Source organism: Rhizobium sp. PL01 (assembly GCF_033447125.1).
Lineage (GTDB): Bacteria > Pseudomonadota > Alphaproteobacteria > Rhizobiales > Rhizobiaceae > Pararhizobium.
This window is the reverse complement of sequence record NZ_JAWQUM010000005.1, coordinates 280,763-299,859: the sequence shown is the minus strand read 5'-3', so window position 1 is coordinate 299,859 and position 19,097 is coordinate 280,763. Positions and strand designations below refer to the sequence as shown.

General features: G+C 59.9%; 17 protein-coding genes and 1 tRNA gene. 11 read left to right on the top strand and 7 right to left on the bottom strand.

Annotation, left to right across the window (positions count from 1 at the left end):
- Nucleotides 1-12: 12 nt before the first annotated feature.
- On the bottom strand, nucleotides 13-246 hold the full coding sequence (locus R6X40_RS14615) for a hypothetical protein (protein WP_318414518.1): 234 nt from the start codon (nucleotides 244-246) through the stop codon (nucleotides 13-15).
- A 158-nt stretch (nucleotides 247-404) separates the two neighbouring features.
- Here R6X40_RS14615 and R6X40_RS14610 point away from each other — a divergent pair.
- The 3 genes from R6X40_RS14610 (at nucleotide 405) to R6X40_RS14600 (ending at nucleotide 1,213) form a co-directional block, all read left to right on the top strand.
- Nucleotides 405-479 (top strand) — tRNA-Thr (locus R6X40_RS14610).
- A 179-nt stretch (nucleotides 480-658) separates the two neighbouring features.
- Nucleotides 659-850, top strand: coding sequence for a hypothetical protein (locus tag R6X40_RS14605; RefSeq protein ID WP_318414517.1), 192 nt, complete (start codon nucleotides 659-661; stop codon nucleotides 848-850).
- Nucleotides 851-952: 102 nt separating this feature from the next.
- The gene (locus tag R6X40_RS14600; protein WP_318414516.1) at nucleotides 953-1,213 is read left to right on the top strand and encodes a hypothetical protein; all 261 of its coding nucleotides are present in this window, start codon (nucleotides 953-955) and stop codon (nucleotides 1,211-1,213) included.
- A gap of 15 nt (nucleotides 1,214-1,228) precedes the next feature.
- Here R6X40_RS14600 and pdxA read toward each other — a convergent pair whose 3' ends face one another.
- The 4 genes from pdxA to R6X40_RS14580 all read right to left on the bottom strand — a co-directional run bounded on the left by pdxA (nucleotide 1,229) and on the right by R6X40_RS14580 (nucleotide 5,946).
- Nucleotides 1,229-2,212 carry a 4-hydroxythreonine-4-phosphate dehydrogenase PdxA gene (pdxA, locus tag R6X40_RS14595; protein WP_318414515.1) on the bottom strand — a complete coding sequence of 328 codons (984 nt, stop codon included), beginning with the start codon at nucleotides 2,210-2,212 and terminating at the stop codon, nucleotides 1,229-1,231.
- Between the two features lie 68 nt (nucleotides 2,213-2,280).
- The gene (locus tag R6X40_RS14590) at nucleotides 2,281-3,414 is read right to left on the bottom strand and encodes an iron-containing alcohol dehydrogenase (RefSeq protein WP_318414514.1); all 1,134 of its coding nucleotides are present in this window, start codon (nucleotides 3,412-3,414) and stop codon (nucleotides 2,281-2,283) included.
- Nucleotides 3,415-3,826: 412 nt separating this feature from the next.
- Nucleotides 3,827-5,029, bottom strand: a complete 1,203-nt coding sequence (locus R6X40_RS14585; RefSeq protein ID WP_318414513.1) for a sialidase family protein — start codon at nucleotides 5,027-5,029, stop codon at nucleotides 3,827-3,829.
- A gap of 11 nt (nucleotides 5,030-5,040) precedes the next feature.
- The gene (locus tag R6X40_RS14580) at nucleotides 5,041-5,946 is read right to left on the bottom strand and encodes a dihydrodipicolinate synthase family protein (RefSeq protein ID WP_318414512.1); all 906 of its coding nucleotides are present in this window, start codon (nucleotides 5,944-5,946) and stop codon (nucleotides 5,041-5,043) included.
- A gap of 291 nt (nucleotides 5,947-6,237) precedes the next feature.
- Here R6X40_RS14580 and R6X40_RS14575 point away from each other — a divergent pair, with 291 nt between their 5' ends.
- The 8 genes from R6X40_RS14575 (at nucleotide 6,238) to R6X40_RS14540 (ending at nucleotide 15,049) form a co-directional block, all read left to right on the top strand.
- Entirely contained in the window at nucleotides 6,238-7,890 is a 1,653-nt protein-coding gene (locus tag R6X40_RS14575; RefSeq protein WP_318414511.1) for an ABC transporter substrate-binding protein, read from the top strand.
- Between the two features lie 143 nt (nucleotides 7,891-8,033).
- The gene (locus R6X40_RS14570) at nucleotides 8,034-8,990 is read left to right on the top strand and encodes an ABC transporter permease (protein ID WP_113242806.1); all 957 of its coding nucleotides are present in this window, start codon (nucleotides 8,034-8,036) and stop codon (nucleotides 8,988-8,990) included.
- A gap of 2 nt (nucleotides 8,991-8,992) precedes the next feature.
- Complete coding sequence (locus R6X40_RS14565) at nucleotides 8,993-9,952, top strand: ABC transporter permease (RefSeq protein ID WP_318414510.1); 960 nt, start codon at nucleotides 8,993-8,995, stop codon at nucleotides 9,950-9,952.
- On the top strand, nucleotides 9,952-10,986 hold the full coding sequence (locus R6X40_RS14560; protein WP_318414509.1) for an ABC transporter ATP-binding protein: 1,035 nt from the start codon (nucleotides 9,952-9,954) through the stop codon (nucleotides 10,984-10,986). The genes R6X40_RS14565 and R6X40_RS14560 overlap by 1 nt, the downstream gene beginning before the upstream one ends.
- Entirely contained in the window at nucleotides 10,986-11,978 is a 993-nt protein-coding gene (locus tag R6X40_RS14555; RefSeq protein WP_318414508.1) for an oligopeptide/dipeptide ABC transporter ATP-binding protein, read from the top strand. Before R6X40_RS14560 ends, R6X40_RS14555 begins: the two co-directional genes overlap by 1 nt.
- Nucleotides 11,975-13,078 carry a four-carbon acid sugar kinase family protein gene (locus R6X40_RS14550; RefSeq protein WP_318414507.1) on the top strand — a complete coding sequence of 368 codons (1,104 nt, stop codon included), beginning with the start codon at nucleotides 11,975-11,977 and terminating at the stop codon, nucleotides 13,076-13,078. Before R6X40_RS14555 ends, R6X40_RS14550 begins: the two co-directional genes overlap by 4 nt.
- A gap of 5 nt (nucleotides 13,079-13,083) precedes the next feature.
- Entirely contained in the window at nucleotides 13,084-13,842 is a 759-nt protein-coding gene (locus tag R6X40_RS14545; protein ID WP_318414506.1) for a FadR/GntR family transcriptional regulator, read from the top strand.
- Between the two features lie 232 nt (nucleotides 13,843-14,074).
- Entirely contained in the window at nucleotides 14,075-15,049 is a 975-nt protein-coding gene (locus R6X40_RS14540; RefSeq protein WP_318414653.1) for a capsular biosynthesis protein, read from the top strand.
- A gap of 28 nt (nucleotides 15,050-15,077) precedes the next feature.
- Here the strand turns inward: R6X40_RS14540 and R6X40_RS14535 are convergent, their stop codons facing one another.
- Both R6X40_RS14535 and R6X40_RS14530 read right to left on the bottom strand, forming a co-directional pair.
- Nucleotides 15,078-16,160 (bottom strand): hypothetical protein, encoded by a 1,083-nt coding sequence (locus tag R6X40_RS14535; protein WP_318414505.1) that lies wholly within the window; start codon nucleotides 16,158-16,160, stop codon nucleotides 15,078-15,080.
- A 606-nt stretch (nucleotides 16,161-16,766) separates the two neighbouring features.
- Nucleotides 16,767-18,701 (bottom strand): glycosyltransferase family 2 protein, encoded by a 1,935-nt coding sequence (locus R6X40_RS14530; RefSeq protein WP_318414504.1) that lies wholly within the window; start codon nucleotides 18,699-18,701, stop codon nucleotides 16,767-16,769.
- Between the last annotated feature and the right edge of the window lie 396 nt (nucleotides 18,702-19,097).

Below are 19,097 nucleotides of genomic sequence, written 5' to 3'. Positions count from 1 at the left end.
TGTTGGCGCAGTTTATTCCGCAGATTCGTCCGTTTTTGCGGCAGGCAAGCCGGATGTTTCATCCGCTGCCCCCGCACGCCGCGCACGCCCTTGCTGCTTGCGCCGCAGTAGATTGTCACGCAACGTCTTCGCCGCACGCTCGCGGCGGGCCTCAGCCTGGCGCTCGGCCTCGTGCCCCGGTTCAAGCTTGCCAGGGGCCGGAAGCCCAGCCGCATCCTTGGGTGTCTGATTATCGTTATTTTGCATGGAGGCTCAAATACCGCAAAACCAAGCACTCTGGAAGGGCGGCCGCTTTTTCGAGCGCGCCATCCAATGAAAACTTCGATTTGCTGCTTGCGCTCCGCAACAAGCTATGGCAATAGGCCCTCGCTCGCGCCGGACAAACACTGATCCGACCGCACGATGCTGCTATAGCTCAGGGGTAGAGCACTCCCTTGGTAAGGGAGAGGCCGAGAGTTCAAATCTCTCTAGCAGCACCATTTCATCCCGAATGATCAATTTGAGTGGGCCAAATCGAGTGATGCACTCGATGTACGCTGTGTGTTGACTTTGGTTCAAAAATAGAACATAACATGAACATATGGAACGATGCGAGGCCGGGAAGCCTTATATCCCTGCTGGCAACGACGACTGTGCGGCCTAAACTTTGAGGTGAGACATGAGCCATGTTGATGAAATTACGGCGCGGACGCAGGCAGTTCTGGCCCGATCGCGGGCGTTCCGTGAACGGTCGCAGGCCATGCGGGAAGAACACAGGGCTCTGATCGAGCGGGCCTCTATCAAGTCAGGTCAGCTGCATTTCGTCTTCCCGCCGGCCAGTGCGGGCGGCGCAAGCGCGGCGAAGCATTAGAAAAGCAGCGCGCGATAAAAAACTGAACAAACCAGGGCTGTCTTGAACGCGCCTGTGGTAACATCCTATCATAAAGAAGAGCGTTCCCGCGGAGTGGCCCCGATGAAAGCCTACATGTTCCTGATGGGCGCTGCCCTGATGATGGCCTCGTGCACCACCCCGGATGTCGAGCCTATTCCAGGCAGCATCACCTATGGTGGCCAGCCGCGCACGAAGCTGACGAAATCGCCGATTGGCAGTGTCGTGCACAATTCATTCCGGACCGTGACCGGTGTTGCCTACGAGACCTACATCATCCAGCCGGACCGCTCGCTGAAGCTGATCCGGCGCGAGATTCGCAGCGACTTCTTCGATCAGAACTGAAATCCAGCCGCCACCTCAAGAGGCGGTGACGGTCCTTGGCGACCGCGCCACCAGCCGCGCATAGTCGATCGCCGACAGCATGTTGACGTGGTTGGCCTTGCCGGTACCGGCGATGTCGAAAGCGGTGCCGTGATCCACCGATACCCGGTCGATCGGCAGGCCGAGGGAGACGTTGACGGCGGTCTCAAAGGCAACCAGCTTGATCGGGATGTGTCCCTGGTCGTGATATTGCGCGACGACGAGATCGAAAGCGCCGCCATAGGCGCGGGCGTAGACGGTGTCGGCGGAAATCGGACCGACAACATCGATGCCTTTTGCCTGCGCCAGTTCCACGGCGGGCGCCAGAAATTGGGTGTCTTCATCACCAAACAGACCGCCCTCGCCGCAATGCGGATTGATGCCGGCGACCGCGATGCGTGCCTTGCGGCCGAGACGCAGGAAATGGCGGTGGCCTGCCTCGATGGTTGCCAGCACCCGCTCGACGGTCGCCCGCTCTATCGCGGTGCGTAACGATACGTGCGTGGAGACGTGGATGGTGTTGAGCCGTTCCGAAGCCAGGAGCATAAAGGAGCTTTTCGATCCGGTCAGATGGGCGAGAAGGCCGGTATGGCCATCGAAATGATGGCCGGCAAGGTTCATCGCTTCCTTGTTGATCGGCGCGGTGACGATGCAATCGACTTCGCCTGACATCGCCAGCTCGACGGCGCGCTTGATATAGCGCACCGAAGCATCACCGGCGACCGGGCTGACCTTGCCGATCTCGGGTAGTTTTCCGTCGATCACGACCTCATCGACGGCAATCGTGCCTGCGGCGGGCGTTGCGGAAAAATGCAATTCCGTTCCCGTCACCCTGTTTGCCCGCTCCAGCGCCTCGACATTGCCCACGACAACGAAGTTTGCCCTGTCGGCTTCTGGTAGCGCCGCCAGCGCCTTGACGATGACTTCCGGGCCGACACCTGCCGGGTCTCCCAGCGTAACGGCTACACGCGATGTGCTCATGTTCAGTCCTCCGTGCGGCACTGCGGCCGTTCCTGCGCTCCGGTTTTGCCGCGGCAGGCCTGTTCCAATCAATAGGCAGCTTGATAGATCGAAAGAATGTCGGCGCGGCTGAGATCGCGCGGATTGTTGTCTAGCAAGCGGCGGATGGCAAAAGCATCATCGGCCATAACGCCGAGATCCGTTTCCGGCACACCCAATGCCGAGAGCCGCATTTCGATGCCGAGCCCGGCGCAGAAACCGAACGCTCCATCGAAAACAGACGTCTGTTCAGCGCTGGCCTTAAGGTCGAGCGCAGCAATTACCATCGCCGTCTTCTCGGTCGCGGAAGGCGTGTTGAATGCCAGGACATGCGGAAAGATCAGGGCATTGGCGGCGCCGTGCGCGACATGCCAGCGGGTGCCGAGCGGATAGGCAAGCGCATGGCCGCCGGCGGTATTCACCGGACCCAGGCAAAAGCCGCCATAAAGCGAGGCGAGCGACAGGCCTGCCCGCGCCTCAGCGTCCGAGCCATCAGCAACCGCTCGCGCAAGATAACGTCCAACCAGACGCACGCCCTCGATCGCATAGAGATCGATCATCGGATGCGCCTTGCGATTGGTAAAAGCCTCGACACAATGAGCCATGGCATCGACACCGGTGGCCGCAGTGGTCGCGGCGGGTACGGTGAAGGTCAGGCCGGGATCGATGACGGCGATATCGGCCAGCATATGGACGCTTTCGACAGCTAGCTTCGCCTGAGTGGCCGGATCGGTGACCAGGGCGCGAATGCCGGCTTCGCTGCCGGTGCCGGACGTGGTCGGCACCTGCGCCAACCCGGCCCGGCGGCGCGCTGCTACTTTGCCCGCACCAACGACATCGCGCAGCGTTTGGCTGGATCCAGAGAGGACCGAGGCGAGCTTGGCCAGATCCATGGCGCTACCACCACCGAAACCGACGATCAGATCGGCCTGCGCAGCATTGGCAGCAGCCAGCACCAGATCGAGATTGTCGGTATCAGGCTCAGGCTTCACTTGCGAAAAAACGGTGACACTTCCCGGCAATTCAAGAATGTCGACGCGGGATGCATTGAACGCGTCCGACACGACGAGAATGCGCGCGAACCCTTGATCGCCAGCCCATTTTCCAAGTTTACCGGCCACGCCAACGCCGAACTCGATGATCTCAGGCCGGATGATCGTGATGGGAGCACTTAGGCTGGTCATGGACATGTCCTCGTTGTTTTCGCCGCTACATCCACTGAGGATCGCAACCAACATGTAAATTTGTTATATAAAACTGGCTTTCTTGGCAAGTGACAAGGTGCAGGGAAGCAGTATTTTATACTCTCCAATGACCATTGGCCGAAGCCGAAACATAGGAGTCGATCTCTATATTGTTGTTATTAAACAATAATATTACACCTCCAAGCCGACAATGCACATATCAAAGAAATCAAGAGACACGGAGCCAGCCTACCGAAATAGATTGGAGCCTTGTAAATTGGCATAAGAAGCCCGCGCCATTCCGCGCGAACCTCGTGAGAAATAGCGTTATTTGTTAAATTTCGTTCGGGCAGCGATCAATTTTTGCAGTTGTAAAAATCTGTATTTCTCTAAAGCCGGGACCGGCACCGCCTTAGAAGCCGTATCCCGGCTCCAGCCGTACATATTTGATCGCCCGGCGATAATAGGTGTAGGCAATGTGCAGTGTGCCATCCGGCCCTTCGACGATCGACGGATAGGAATATTCGCGATTAAGCGCATCCTTGGAATTGTTGGTGAGGCAATAGCCGTCGCCGGTTTCCAAGTGAACAGGCACACCAAAGGTCTCTCCGCCATCGCCGGAGAAGACAAGGCTCAACGGCGCGCGGGGAACGCCCCAGACGGCCTTTGGCCTGCCATCGGCAACCGAAACGGCCTCCGTAGGCACGGGCTGCGCGCCCTCCTCGGCCTCGATCTCATCGTAGAGTGAGTGACGCCGGTCACTAGATGTCAGGGCATTGGAATGATTATAAATTATCGCAATCCGGCCGTCCTTGAGAGCGGCAGCCTGGATCGATGAATTGTTGTTGGGCAGCCCGGTTGGCTCCGGCGCGCTCCAGCTCATGCCATCATCATCGGAATGGCTGCGCAGGATCTGCGTGGCGAAGCGATTGCGGAAGAAGGCCACCATTCGCCCATCGCCCTGCGGCACAATGTTCATATGGACGGCGCCGATGCTGCCGGGCAAATCGATCATCTGCCAACTCGCTCCAGCATCGCGTGACAGCAGAACCGCAGCCGTGTCGGCGTTGCCGGTCCAGCGTTGACCGGCCTCACCGATGCAGCGGAACACAGGCAGAAGCCAATCGCCACGCCGGTTGACGATAATCGGCTGGCGGACGAATGTGCCCGGACTATCGCAGAGGATATCGACCGGACCGAATGTGCGCCCGCCATCATCGGAAATCCGCCGCTTGACGACCGCTCCATCCTGATTTCCCGAGGTCTGCGACGTGAAGATCAGCCAGACCTTTCCATCCGGCGCGGTGAAAACCAACGGATTCTGCTCGGATTTTTGGGGATCGTCCGACATCTTTTCTGGCGCCGACCAAACGGAGGAATCGGAGGCCAGCCGCGACATGTAAATGGAGATATCGCCCATGCCCTCCATCGTGCCACCAAACCAGACGCAGGTCAGCGTGCCATCAGCCAGGAAAGCCAGGTTGGCAGCGTGGTTCTGCACGCAAGGCGACGGTAGAAAGGCATCGAAACGATGGCTTTCTGTGGCGTGCGGCCGGATATCGCCACTCATAAGCGACGGAATTTGCTCAGGTTTCAAGCCAGAACCGGATGTCATGGCTCACTCCCTTACGGCAATTGCGCAAATTTGACTGCGAGATCAGCCTGATCGGCAGCACTCAGCGCCATCAACGGCGGACGCGGACGCGCCCAGGCGGGATTACCGTTCTTCAGGCCAACCATCGCTTTGATCGTCGGGATCTGGACATAGGAATTGGACAGAGAGCGATAGGCATTGATGCGCGCCTGCGCCGCCTCGACCTCTGCCGCGCGGGCCGGATCGTTTGCATGGTCGTAGACCGTACGCAGCGAGTTTGCGACCAGATTGGATGTCGCGGTAATGCAGCCGGCACCTCCAGCCTTCATCAGCGGCAACAGCAACGGATCAGCACCCGCAAGCACGGAAAACCCCGGGAAAGCGGCAAGCAGCGCTTCCATATTGGCGAAATCGCCAAATGAATCCTTGATACCAACGACTGTGTCCGGGAATGCCGCGATCAGCCGGCCAATCAGCGGCAGGCTCAGCGGAATGCCGGAAACCTGGGGAATGTGATAGAGCACGACTTGCAGCCGGTCGTCTGCAATCGCCTCAATGATCCGCGCATAGGCGGCAAACAGTCCGTCGTCCGAGACGCCCTTATAGTAGAAGGGCGGCAGCATAACGACACGGGTAACACCGACCGATAGCGCGTGCCGCGTCAGCTCGACCGTCTCCGGAATGGCGGCAACACCAGTGCCGGGCATCAGCTGGTCGCCGGCTATCCCTGCCTTCAGCGCCGCTTCAAGAATATCGCGGCGCTCAGCCGAAGAGAACGAATTGGCTTCGCCGGTCGTGCCCAACAACGCTATGCCGTGACAGCCTTCGCTGAGAAGCCGCTGGCAATGGGCCGTAAACAGGCCAAGATCCGGCGTATCATTGGCGTTGAGCGGCGTCGTCGCGGCGCTGTAAACACCGGTGATCCTGTGAATCGTCATTTTTGCAAACTCCTCCCGCAGCCACAGGCCGTTTTGGCGCCGCCGCCCTTCGCTTTTTCCCCAATCATGACAAGTTGTCAAGAAAAATTCCGCGTAGAAAATTTCAACTGAAAAATATCTCATTGAAAAATATCAATTATATCTGACTTTACGCGTCGATCATGAATATGACCAAGAATTAATGTTGACATATTTACAATAACGATCCAGTGTCCGGCTTCATCATGGCGCGGCAGACTGTCCGGAACCGGCAGAAGGAGGGCGCGATGACAGCATCTATTGGAGGATCAGATGTCTAATCAAAACAATGAGGCCGGCTCGTCACAGCCGCAGATCACGCGCCGCAACGCCCTGAAACTCGGCCTTGGCACCAGCGTCGCGCTGGGTCTGTTTGGCTTGAACGCCCGCATCGTCATGGCCCAGGAAGGCCAGGTATTGAAGGTCGCCCATCCGGCGTTCAACCAGGATTGGTCGCCTCTGCGCGGCGGCGGACCTCCTTACCGCTGGAATTCCGCCTGGTGGGCATCGCCGATGTATTTCGACAGCAAGGGCGATTTGCATCCTTACGTCTTTACAAGCTGGGAACCAGCCGCCGACAACAAGACCTGGACCTTCAAGATCGATCCGAAGGCCGTGTTCTCGGATGGCAGCAAGATCACTGCCGAAGACGTCAAGGGCTCGTGGAACGTTTCGGCCATGCCGAACACCAAGAACCAGCGCGCCGATCAGGTGCTGAGCAAGGTCGCAGGCTACGCCGATGTCAGCGCCGGCAAGGCCAAGGAAATTTCCGGCATCGCAACCCCGGACGAAGGCACTGTTGTCGTCACCCTGTCGGAAGCCGATCCGATCTTCTTCATGCGGCTGGGCAATCATATCGCGCCGATCACCAAGGCCTCGCAGTCGCGCGGTGAAGACGGTGAGGAAGTCGCCGACTGGTACATGCCAACCAACAGCGCCGTCTATTCCGGCCCCTTCAAGCTGACCAGCATCGACCTCGATGCCGGCAAGCTGGTGTTCGAACCGAATGAGAACTTCTTCGGCCCGAAGCCGAAGCTCGCCCGTATCGAGATCGATTCGATCGAAGACAACGTCACGGCGACGTCGCTGTTGAAGTCCGGCGAATACAATGCCCATACGGAACTGGTAACGTCGACCATCGTGCAGGATCTCGGTGCCAGCTTTGCCGAGGGTCCGCTGATCCCGACCAGCCAGCACTTTTGGTTCAATTCGGCGCGTGCGCCGATGGACGATCCGAAGGTTCGCCAGGCACTGATCATGGCTGTCGATCGCGACGGTCTGATGAAGGCGTCGTTCCCGGATGGCCCGCACAAGAAGACCGATCAGGTGATCAACTCCGTGCCCGGCGCCGACAAGTCCGGCTTCGAGCCCTATCCATACGATCCGGAAGGCGCCAAGAAGCTTCTGGCCGAATCCAGCTATGGTGGCCCAGAACGTCTTCCCAAGCTGCTCTTCGTCGGCATTTCCGGCCCGGCCATCGAGGCTGCCGCCCAGTTCATCGCCGAACAATGGCGCCAGAACCTCGGGATCACTGCAGTGGACATGAAGCCGCAGCAGGATGCCTATGCAGGGCCTGACCAGAACGCGGTGCAGATCTTCCGCGACGACGTCGGCACCCGCGTTCCCGATGCCGTGTCCTACCTCGCCGGTTCCATCGCCTCGACCTCGTCGAACGCACAGAACAAGCTGGGTGGATATAAGAACGACAAGGTCGACAGCCTGCTTGCCGAAGCCGCCACCAAGTCGGTAGACGATCCGCAGCGTGTCGCACTGGCGCTGGAAGCCCAGAAAGCCTTCCGCGAGGACTGGAGCTTCATCCCCTGGTATGCTCAGGCAATGTCGCGCTGGGCAACCGACAAGGTTACGGGCATCGACAAGAACCTTGACTGGCAGGTCGTGGCTCCCTGGGACATTTCCATCGCCTGAGACAACTGCCATCACCAAGATTGCTGTGCGGAGGCGGAAACCCGCTTCCGCACAGATTGCCATTGCTGGAGTATGATTGCCGACTGTTGCCGCAGGGCAAAGCTCGAGGCGTCATCTTCTGAAACAAAGGGTGGGAGACTGCCATGCTGCGTTACATCGCGACCCGTTTCGTCGTCTGGGTTCCTTCCGTCCTTCTGGTCATGCTCGGCGTCTATGCGCTGGCCTATTATGGTGCCGGCGATCCGATCAAGCTGATCTTCCTGCGCGCTCCGGGCGACGTCGCCTATAATCCTGAACGCATCGAGGCGATCCGCGAAAGTGCGGGCCTCAACCGGCCGTTCCTCGTCCAGTTCGGCAGCTACATCTGGAACCTGCTTCATGGCAATTTCGGCAATTCGCTAAGCTCCGGACGCTCCGTCTGGGCGATGATTTCGGCTGCAGCTCCAGTTTCCTTCAAGCTGGCGCTCTGTTCCGTCATCCTGACCGCGGTTGTCGCCATCCCGCTCGGTCTGATCGCTGCGCTCAACCAGAACACCCGCACCGATTACGCCATCCTCGGCTCGGCCCTCTTCCTCTGGGCAATCCCGGCTTATGTCGCGGGCCCGATGCTGATGGTCATGCTGATCATGATCCTACCCGGCTCGGCGGTACCTTATGGCTGGGGCGGCGTCTTCGACGTGCGCATCATATTGCCATTGCTCGTTCTGTCCTTCCAGCCGATCGCGCTGATCGTGCGCCAGACCCGCGCCGCCGTGATCGAAGTCCTGTCGGAAGATTTCGTTCGTACGGCACGCGCCAAGGGCGTTCCAGAGGTCATCGTGGCACTGCGCCATATCCTGCGCCCGGTGCTGACGCCCGTGGTTACCCAGCTTGGCCTGATCATGATCACCATCGTCAATGGCGCGATCTTCGTCGAGCTGGTCTTCGGTCTGCCCGGCCTTGGCCGCCTCACCGTTCAGGCGCTGACCAATACCGACTATCCCGTCATTCTCGCCATCACGTTGATCGGTTCGTTCCTGGTGATGATCTCCAATCTGCTGGTCGATGTGCTCTATCCGCTGCTCGACCCACGCGCCAACGACACCAGAAGGAGCCGCTGACCATGTCCGTCGTTCCCATCACAGCTGCCCCGATCGAAATCGAACCGCCCGTCAGCCTCTGGCGTGACGCCTGGCACCGGCTGCGCCGCAACAAGCTCGCCGTCTTCGGTCTTGTCATCGTCGTCATCCTTGCCTTTGCGGCAGTCTTCGGACCGTACCTGACGCCTTATGACTTTCTCAGTCAGGACCTCAATTCACGCAATATGGCCCCGTCTTTGTCGCATCTGTTCGGCACGGACGATCTGGGCCGCGATGTCTTCAGCCGTGTCGTCTATGGCACGCGCACCGCCTTCCTGGTTGCGATCGTCGTGACCTTCATCGCCGTTCTGATCGGCGTGACGCTCGGTGCCTTGGCGGGCTTCTTCGGCGGCTGGCTGGACCGGATTGTCATGTGGCTGACCGACATGACCATGTCGATCCCCAACCTGCTGCTCGTCGTCGTCATCAATGCCTCGCTGAAGTCACCGATCACCAGCTGGATGGAAAGCCGATACTTGGCAACGCTCAACCCGATCTACCGCGAAACGATCTGGGTCGATTTCCTGCTGGTCTTCGGCTCGATGGCGCTGATCTCCTGGCCACCCTATGCCCGTCTCGTGCGCGCGCAGGTCCTGTCGATCCGCTCACGGCCCTATATTACCGCCGCCCAGGCGTTGGGTCTGACCAACCGCATCATCCTGATGCGCTATGTCGTGCCGAATGCGCTGGGTCCGCTGATCGTTGCCGTTAGCGCCGGTCTCGGCACCGCAATGGTTCTGGAAAGCGCCTTCTCGTTCCTCGGCGTCGGGGTCAACCCGCCGACCCCGAGCTGGGGCAACATGATCTCCGATGGCCTGCGCGTCTGGCAGCATTATCCGCATCTGCTGGCCGCCCCCGCTGCCATCCTTGGCCTTGCCTCTGTTGCCTTCTCCTTCCTTGGCGATGGCCTCAACGATGCCCTCAATCCGCGCGGAGCGAAGTGATGATGATGGCCAACGATATCCGCCCAGAACCATCGGCCAAGACCGGCGAGCGCCTGCTCGACGTCAAGGGCCTGACCATCGAGATCGAGACCCGCAGCGGCCCCGCGACCATCGTCGACGGCATCGACCTGCATGTCGACAAGGGCGAGACCCTCGGCATCGTCGGCGAATCCGGCTGCGGCAAAAGCCTGACCATGCTCAGCATGATGCGGCTTTTGCCCAACAAGATCCGGGTGACCAAGGGCGAGGCCAATTTTGCCGGACGCGATCTGCAGACGATGTCGAACTCGGAGCTGCGCAAGGTGCGCGGCGGTGAGGTCGGCTTCATCTTTCAGGACCCGATGACCTCGCTCAATCCGGTGATGCGCATCGGCCAGCAGCTGGCAGAGCCGCTGATCTATCATCGTGGCATGACCAAGGCTGAAGCGCGCAAGCGTGCCGGTGAACTCCTGCGGCTGGTCGGCATTCCCGGCGCCGAGGAGCGGCTGGATGCTTATCCGCACGAACTCTCCGGCGGCATGCGGCAGCGCGTGATGATCGCCATCGGCCTTGCCTGCAATCCGCAATTGCTGATCGCCGACGAGCCGACCACGGCACTCGACGTGACGATCCAGGCGCAGATCGTCGATCTGGTGAAGGATCTGCGCGACAAGCTCGGCATGTCGGTCGTCTGGATCACCCATGATCTGGCGCTGATCGCCGGTCTCGTCGACCGCATCAACGTGCTCTATGCCGGGACCGTGGTTGAGGACGCACCAGTCGATGCGCTGTTCTCCAATCCGAGCCACCCCTATACGCAGGGGCTTCTTGCCTCGATCCCAAAACTGTCTGACGAGCGCTCGACGCGTCTCAGCTCGATCGGTGGAACGCCACCCGAACCCGGCCGCCGCCCAAAGGGCTGTCCGTTCGCGCCGCGCTGTCCACTGGCGGAAGCGATCTGTCACGAGCGCGTTCCGTCATTGGAAGGCCTGAGTCAAGGCGGTGCGCACCGCGTTGCCTGCTTCGTCGCCCAAAGAAAACTGGAGGCCGCGTGATGGGTGCCCAGCCGCTGATGCGCATTGAAAATCTGGTGAAACACTTCCACGTCCGGCTCGGCGCCTTCGGGGAGCGGGCAGCCACCGTGCACGCGCTTGATGATATCACCTTCGATATCCTGGAGGGCGAGACGCTGAGCCTTGTCGGTGAATCCGGCTGTGGCAAGTCGACCACTGGCTTCACGCTGCTCAACCTGCACCGCGCCACGGAAGGCAAGGTAATCTATCAGGGCAAGAATATTGTCGAACTCGACGAAAAGGCAATGCGGCCCTACCGGCGGCAATTGCAGATCGTTTTCCAGGATCCCTATTCGACCCTCAACCCGCGCATGACGATCGGCGAGGCTGTCGGCGAGCCGATCCTGTTTCACAAGCTGGCCAACAAGGCCGAACTGAAGGACCGGATCTCGACGCTGCTTGCCGATGTCGGCCTGCCGCCCCGCTTTGCGTCGCGTTATCCGCACGAGCTGTCCGGCGGCCAGCGCCAGCGCGTGGCAATTGCCCGGGCACTCGCCTGTCAGCCGAAATTCATCGTCTGCGACGAGGCAATCTCGGCGCTCGACGTTTCCGTGCAGGCGCAGATCATCAACCTTTTGCTCGATCTGCAGCAGAAATACGGGCTGACCTATCTGTTCATTGCCCACGATCTGGCTGTCGTGCGCCATATCAGCGACCGCGTCGGCGTCATGTATCTCGGCCGTCTCGCCGAGCTCGCAACCCGCGAAGAACTGTTCGAGCATCCGCTGCATCCCTACACGAAGGCACTGCTCTCCGCCGTGCCGGAGGCCGACCCTGCCCACGAGCGCAGCCGTAAGCGGCAAATCTTGCAGGGTGACGTCCCAAGCCCGCTGTCGCCGCCATCCGGGTGCCGGTTCCATACACGCTGCCCGGTTGCCATGGACATCTGCAGCAAGGCCGTGCCGGAATGGCGCGAAGCCCGCCCCGGCCACATGGTTGCCTGCCATGCCGTGACGGAGGGCCTGCCCGGATGACGCTGTTAGTCGCCATCATCGCCGACGACCTGACGGGGGCGCTCGATACCGGCACGCCCTTTGTCGAGGCCGGCCTGAAGGTGGCGGTGGCAATCGACGTCGATGCGGTCGGCGAAGCACTCGAGCGAGGCCCCGATGTGATCGTGATCAACACCGCATCACGGGCACTTTCCGCCAGTGCAGCCGCACAGCAGGTGCAGGCGGCTCTGGCCGCGCTGGGTCCGGCCCAACCCCGCGTTCTTTTCAAAAAAATCGATTCCCGGCTCAAGGGCAATGTCGCTGCGGAGAGCATGGCTCTTGCCGAAGCGACCAACCGCAGCCGGATCATCGTGGCACCGGCAATTCCGGATCAGCAGCGTTTCACCATCAATGGCGCCGTCACCGGCCGGGGTGTCGAGACACCGTTGCCAATCCGTAGCGTGTTTCCCGCAAACGCGTTGGCAATCGATGTTCACGACGCCAGCACCGATAGCGATCTGGACGACCTTGTTCGGCAAACAGACTGGGCCTCCGTGATCGCCGTGGGTGCACGTGGCCTTGGCAGCGCCTTTGCCCGTTCGCTGGCGAGACCGGCCGCCGCCCGCCTACCCTTCCCGCCATCGCCGGAAACCCTGTTCGCCTTCGGATCCCGCGATCCCATCACATCGGCCCAGATCGAACATCTCGCCGGACATCGGCTTCTTGGCGCGATTGCCGATGCGCCTGCCGGTGAATTGCCGGCTGGTAGCATCCTGGCGCTTCCTGCCGTGGCACGGTGCTCTGGCGAGCAGACCGCAAACCCCGAACACGTTGTTTCCCGCTTTGCTGGCGGCGTCCGGCAAGTCGTCGAGCAAACCCGGCCCGGCATACTGATGATGGGCGGCGGCGATACGGCACTGGCGATCCTGAAAGCGCTTGGCGCAAAAGTCCTCACCCCCAATGGCGAGATCGAAGCGGGCATCCCATGGTTTGAAATCAAGCTCATGGACGGCCGGACAATCTGCTGCGCCGTCAAATCGGGGGGCTTCGGTACTATCGATTCTTTGCTAAAACTCATTCCCGAGAATCTGCTAAGTCAAACAACGTCCCACAGGACAAGGATCGAAAAACAGGCGTGGTAAAGAAAATGGCGCAGGATGCCCCCGCAATCGAAGAGACCGGCCCAAACGCCAAACCGGAGCGCGTCAAATCCGTGCGGCTGGTTGATCGCGTCGTCGATCAACTGCGCGAGCGCATCCGTTCCGGCAACTACCCCCCCGATTCCCGCCTGCCCGGCGAACATGAACTGGCCTCGATCATGGGTGTTTCCCGGCCGATCGTTCGCGATGCACTTGGCCGGTTGCGTGAAGAGAGCATGGTCTATTCGCGCCAAGGGGCCGGTACTTTCGTCAGCGCCCAGGCGTCGCCCGCCACCCACCTCGCCTATTCGCCGGTCAAGACGATTGCCGATATCCAGCGCTGCTACGAGTTCCGCCTGACGATCGAGCCGGTCGCCGCCTTCTTTGCTGCCCAGAGACGTGACGACGCCGCAATCCAGAAGATTGCTGCCGCCCTTGCCGATCTGCGCGAAGCAACCAGCCATCAGCTACACCGTACCGATGCCGACTTCGTTTTCCACAGGAGTGTCACCGAGGCGGCCAACAACCACTATTACACCGCCTCCATAGAAGCCCTGAAGCCCCACATCGCCGTCGGCATGCATCTGCACGGCCTGTCGCTGATAGGCCCACGCTTGGGACTGGAAAGGGTCTTCGACGAGCACAATGCAATCTACCAGGCCATCGCCGACGGCCGCGCCGAAGACGCCCAGAAAGCCATGCGCCTCCACCTCGAAGGCTCCCGCAACCGCCTGTTCGAAGACCGGGTGCTGGATCTTTCTTTTTAAGCAGAAGGCATCAAGCACCCTCACCAAAACTGCCTTGAATGTCCGCACTCCCTTCCTGCGCGTCATTGGAGGCGAAGTGCGCTCTTGCTATTGATCTGGACTTCCGCGACACCCTTCTTGTAGAAGACCTGCTCATCCTTTCCCGCGGCGGGACAGGCCAGTCCGTTCGAGAGGCGATACCATAGTGGAGCTTTCCCCCATCCCGGCAAAGCACTGGTTTCCGCCCGCAAACATGCCTCTTGGTGCGACCTTTTTCGTTCGGCAAGACTGCCCCTGGCTGCATCGATATTTCGATCTGCCTGAACTGCGATCGACCCTTTCTCCTCATGTGAAAGGCATCGTCTCCTGGGGCGGGCGGCTGCCTGCCAAGGCGGCAAAAAACATTGCCCGTCTACGCGGCCTGCCGCATTGGAACCTGGAGGATGGATTTCTCCGCTCCGTGGGGTTGGGGAAGAGTGGTTCAATCCCGCTATCGATCGTCGCCGACGATCTTGGCCTTCCGGTCGATGCAGGTCTTTCCTCCCGCCTGGAGCGCCTGATCGATGATCCCGGGCGTCCGGGCGTCGCGACGAACGGTCGGAAAATCCGCGATCTTTTGGTCGAGCACAAGCTCTCGAAATACAATCATCTGCCGCACAAGGCCCCGAAAATAGAGCCCAGCACCCGGCGGCGGTTTTTGCTTGTCGATCAGGTGGTTGGCGACGTTTCCGTGGGACGGGCTCTGGGAAGCCGGGCATCCTTCGAGCAGATGCTGCGCGACGCGGTTTCAAGCGGCGGTCAATGCCTGGTGCGAACCCATCCGGATGTCATGGCCGGCTACCGCAAGGGCTATCTGACGGAGTTGGCAGCCAGAACGCCGGGCGTCGTCTTCGTCGATGACCAGGTTTCCGTGGCCTCGATCCTTGACGTGGTGGACGAAGTCTGGACAGTCTCCAGCCAGTTCGGCCTGGACGCATTGCTGCGTGGCCTGCCCGTGCGCTGCTACGCGGTACCGTTCTATGCCGGATGGGGGCTGACGCAGGACAACATTGGCGAAAGCGTACAAACACCAATCGCCCAAAGACGCACCGCGCGCCCAACCATCGACGAACTTGCCGAGGTGGTCTTCTCAACCTACCCCGCCTATAGAGACCCGGCGACCTGGCAGCCAATCGACGTGTTCCAGGCCATTGATCTTATTGTCGAGGGGGTAGCGTCTCCGTCATGACCACAAGCTGCGGGGCGCATGCGTTTCTTTAAAGCGGACGCAGATCAAGCCCTGTCTGCGCCCGAAGCGTCATCGCTGCAACAAGATGGCGTGTGGCCTCTGCTGCGGTTCGTCTCTTTTCCGGATCATCGATGAAGGTAAGGAGCGCGTCGCGCCATACTTCTGGATCATTGGGAAGACGGATTTCACCGCTAGCATCCGCAGGCCCGTAAGCTTCCGAGATGGCAAAAAAACCTGCTGCGCCTGTCCGCGCCACATCAATCCGCTTGGTCGCAGAACGGCAGTCATTCACCGGCGAAGAACCGAGCGGCACCAGCATGATGTCGATCTGGCGCGTCAAAGCTTCGACAAGATAGGCAGACCACGATATTTGCTGGCGCAGCGTCACGCGTTCCATCCCCTGCCAAAGCTGCACAGTGGCCTTGCCTGCAAAGACTTCGAAGTGAACATTTGGCCGGGCCTCCAACACTTCTTTCAATATCGGTTGAAGAAACCGGTGCTCCTCCACATGGATAGCGGTTGCGTGGTAGGCGATCAGCACGTCACCGTCCTTGGCGGGCCTTTCGGGATGCGGGACGTCCCAAAGGCTTTCGGGTGGTGCTGGCGGCAACACGCGCGCATCTGCACTTTTCAGGTGCTCCGAAAGCCTGGGCGTCGAGGCCCAGACGATATCGAGATGCCGGTTGAGCCGCCTCAGCGGCATAAGTCCCCGGATAAAAAGGGACAATCGGTAGCCGAGAGGGGCTTCGCGACCGATAATGACGCCCGGGATATCGTCGTCGAGGAACAGTCCCACACCGGCAAGCTTTGAACTTTCCTGCTCGATCCATTGCAGGGCACCCGAGGACGCATACCGGCAGAAGATGACGAAGGCACCATCCGCATCAAGCCCGCTGAAATCGCCGTTATGAATATCTACAATCTGGAAAGGGGGCATTCCAGATGCAGCAAGACGCGCGGCAAAATAGTAGTCGGACGTTGGATTGGGGTGGCGGCCAAAAAGAATGATCCGGCGAACCGGTCCGCGTGCACCGCCCGCCGTGCCGGGTCGTAGCCGCGGTACCGGCAAGGCCTTTTTCAACAGGCGACCGAACCAGTCTTCATGCGTCATTGCGACCCCTTTTACCCTTCGTCGTCACGCGGTCCGAAGAGCCGACGTTCTCTATCCTGACATTTGCCATAGAATGCGCCTGCGTCTCTGTCAAAAGCTGGAAAACTCAAGCGGCTAAGCTAAAGAAAGGCCCGACCGCTTGATGATTGCACATGAGAACGGTACGGAGCCGCCGTAATATTAACGCAGCGACACTTCACCCAATTATTGTAGTTTTTATTTCAAAACATCGCCCTCACTGACGGACGCAAGCAAAGGATTGCCCATACCGCTTTATCGGTTTCTGAAGGCTGACATTTGCGATGGAGAGGTTATATCTGAGGCCTCGCGAGCTTCCGGCCGGACCGTTCATGCATCTCACCGCGGAAAGTCATATTGATCGCTCGATGGCCGGCGCTCGCGATTTCATTGAGGCCAATGCCCAGGAAAATTTCGATACGGGCATCGAAAAGACCGTGACATGGTATCTGGAAAACGAATGGTGGTGGCCCCCTGCGCAAAGGCTACGACGTCAGCCGCCTCGAACTTTTGAAGTCCAGCAAACAGGGATAAACAGTTCTCCCCTTCGCGCTCCAAGGCCGGCGAAATGTATCGCCGGTCCTGCGATCAGCCCACTGTCCTCTGTGAGATACGCGATGGCAGACCCGGCAGTCTGGGCAAAAGACTAGACGGCGCAGCGTCAAGCGTCCAATCCCCCGCCGTCAGCGACACATTGGGGTTGTAGAAGGGGTCGTTGCGCAGGGCATCCCCCCAGCACTCGTGCATGTATTTCTCTTCGGACGCGAAACGGGCGAGCTTTTCCGGCGTGTCATCTCCGCCGCGCGACACGGATTCATGATGGATCAGCCGGGCATGCGGGGTCCACACAATCGCCTTGCCGATGTCCCGCAGCTTCAGGCAGTAATCGACATCGTTGAAAGCGACGGCCAACTGCTCCTCGTTCATGCCCCCGACCTGCTGCCATAGGCTTCGGCGCGTCAGCAGGCAGGCGCCCGTGACCGCGCTCATTTCCTGCCGCTGGGCCATCAGGCCGTAATCTTCCCCGGCTCGGGGATGACGAAAATGAAAACTGTGACGTGCGACCGATCCGGAGCCGAGCGTCACGCCCGCGTGCTGGGCATAACCGTCCGGGAAAAGCAGAAAGGCACCGGAGGCACCGGCATTCGGATCGTCGAGTTCCGCCACCATCTGATCCAGCCATCCGGGATCGATTGGATTGACGTCATTGTTCAACAGCAGGGTCAGCTCGTAGCGTGCCTGAGCGACGCCCAGATTGCAGGCCCGGGAAAAATTGAACGGGCCGGGCATGGGAAGCCGCCGGAAGCGCCGATCGTTGGCATATCGCGCAAAGAGAGCTTCGGTTTCGGGTTCCCGGCTCTCATTGTCCATCACGATAACATCGAGATCGTCGGCCCGCGTTCCGTTGAAAAGGCCGTCGAGGCAGACCGAGAGCAGGTCGGCCCGGTCGCGGGTTGGAATGATGACGCTGACCTTGGTCTCTCCCAATGGCTTTTTGGGCCGGGACGGTTGGGCAGGCAGCCGGGCAGTCAAACGATGCAGCAACACGCGTGGCACATGCGCGATTTTCCCATGCCGGGAAGCCAACGTCAGAAGATCGCCGGATGCGGTGCCAGCGATATCTGTAACACCTTTCAAGGCGTCCAGACGGATGAGCGCGCCGTCGGGCGCAAGCCACCCGGTTTCTGCGAGCGGTGGGTTCCATGCCGGCTTGAAGAACGGCTGAAAACGCCGGCCCCGCGCATCAACCCGGTCTTCGTCGCAATAGGCAGCCACCACAGTTGGATCGGCAAGGAGCGGCGCCATCATATGGGCAACAGCGTGCTCATCAAGCAACATGCCGGCCGGAAGCCGCATCCAGTAGGCAACGTCCTTGGAGCTCGCCGTAAAGAAACTGGTATCTTCAGCGGAAATTTCCCGCACATTCGGATAGGATTGCAAAGCAAGAGACTGGCGCGTTGCGTCGGTTTGCATAGGCCTGTTTCCGACGATCGAGACGAAAACAGGCGGTTCCCGGCCGTCAGCGGAGGAGACCGTGAGTGGCGCCATTTCGGTCATCGCTTCGATCCACGCCGTATAGCGCGGCGCGTTGAGGGCATCATAAAGCCTGGCGACGCGATACTCGAAACCCTTGACGCTCCCGGCGGCACGCAGACGCAGTGCACGAAATGCGGCACGCGGCGTCCAAACCGCAATCAGCGCCGCCGCCCTTGCCTCAGATATCCGGCGAACGCGAATGGCGGGGCTTGCTCCGGCCGCAGCGTTGGTTTGGCATGACCGGATGGAAAGTCTGTGGAGGCTGGCCGGCATCCATCCATAAAAACGCCCGAGCCCCTGGTCATCGAGAAGTACCGGACGTGTCATCAGCGCCGGAAACCGGTCCCGCCTGTGGATACAGACAGTTGCGGTGCGCCCAAAAACTCTATCCGGGTCAGCTATATCCATGATGATCGGGTAGCCAGCAATATGGCCAGCGTCATCGCCATCAAGAACAACGAAATGGCTGCTCGCGTCGTGTGTCATGCTGCAGTATTCCGACCTTCTGTTGCCGGTTATTTCGATATCTACGCTTGCGAGTTCGACGCCGCCGGTTTCTCTGGAGCAATAATCCCGGCCAGTGCGCCCCCCGACACTATTGGTCGTGCGCCGCAATCGGACATCGGTGGGGTTAAAAATACTGCTTTAGCATAAGCACTTTAAACAGGGTTTGCATATGTCATCGAAAATTATGCTGATCAATCCCGCGCGCTTCATCAAGATCGGAGGTTACCCCTGAGACCAAGCCCTCATTCCCAAACGCTTCATCTTCAACCTCGACTGACCCGCGACGTGGCTGAGGAAACTGAAGCCGCCGTTTTTCGCCCGGCGGTCAACAGACAGTTAACCAGGAAAACGTGCCATAGCCTGCTTGAACGCGCG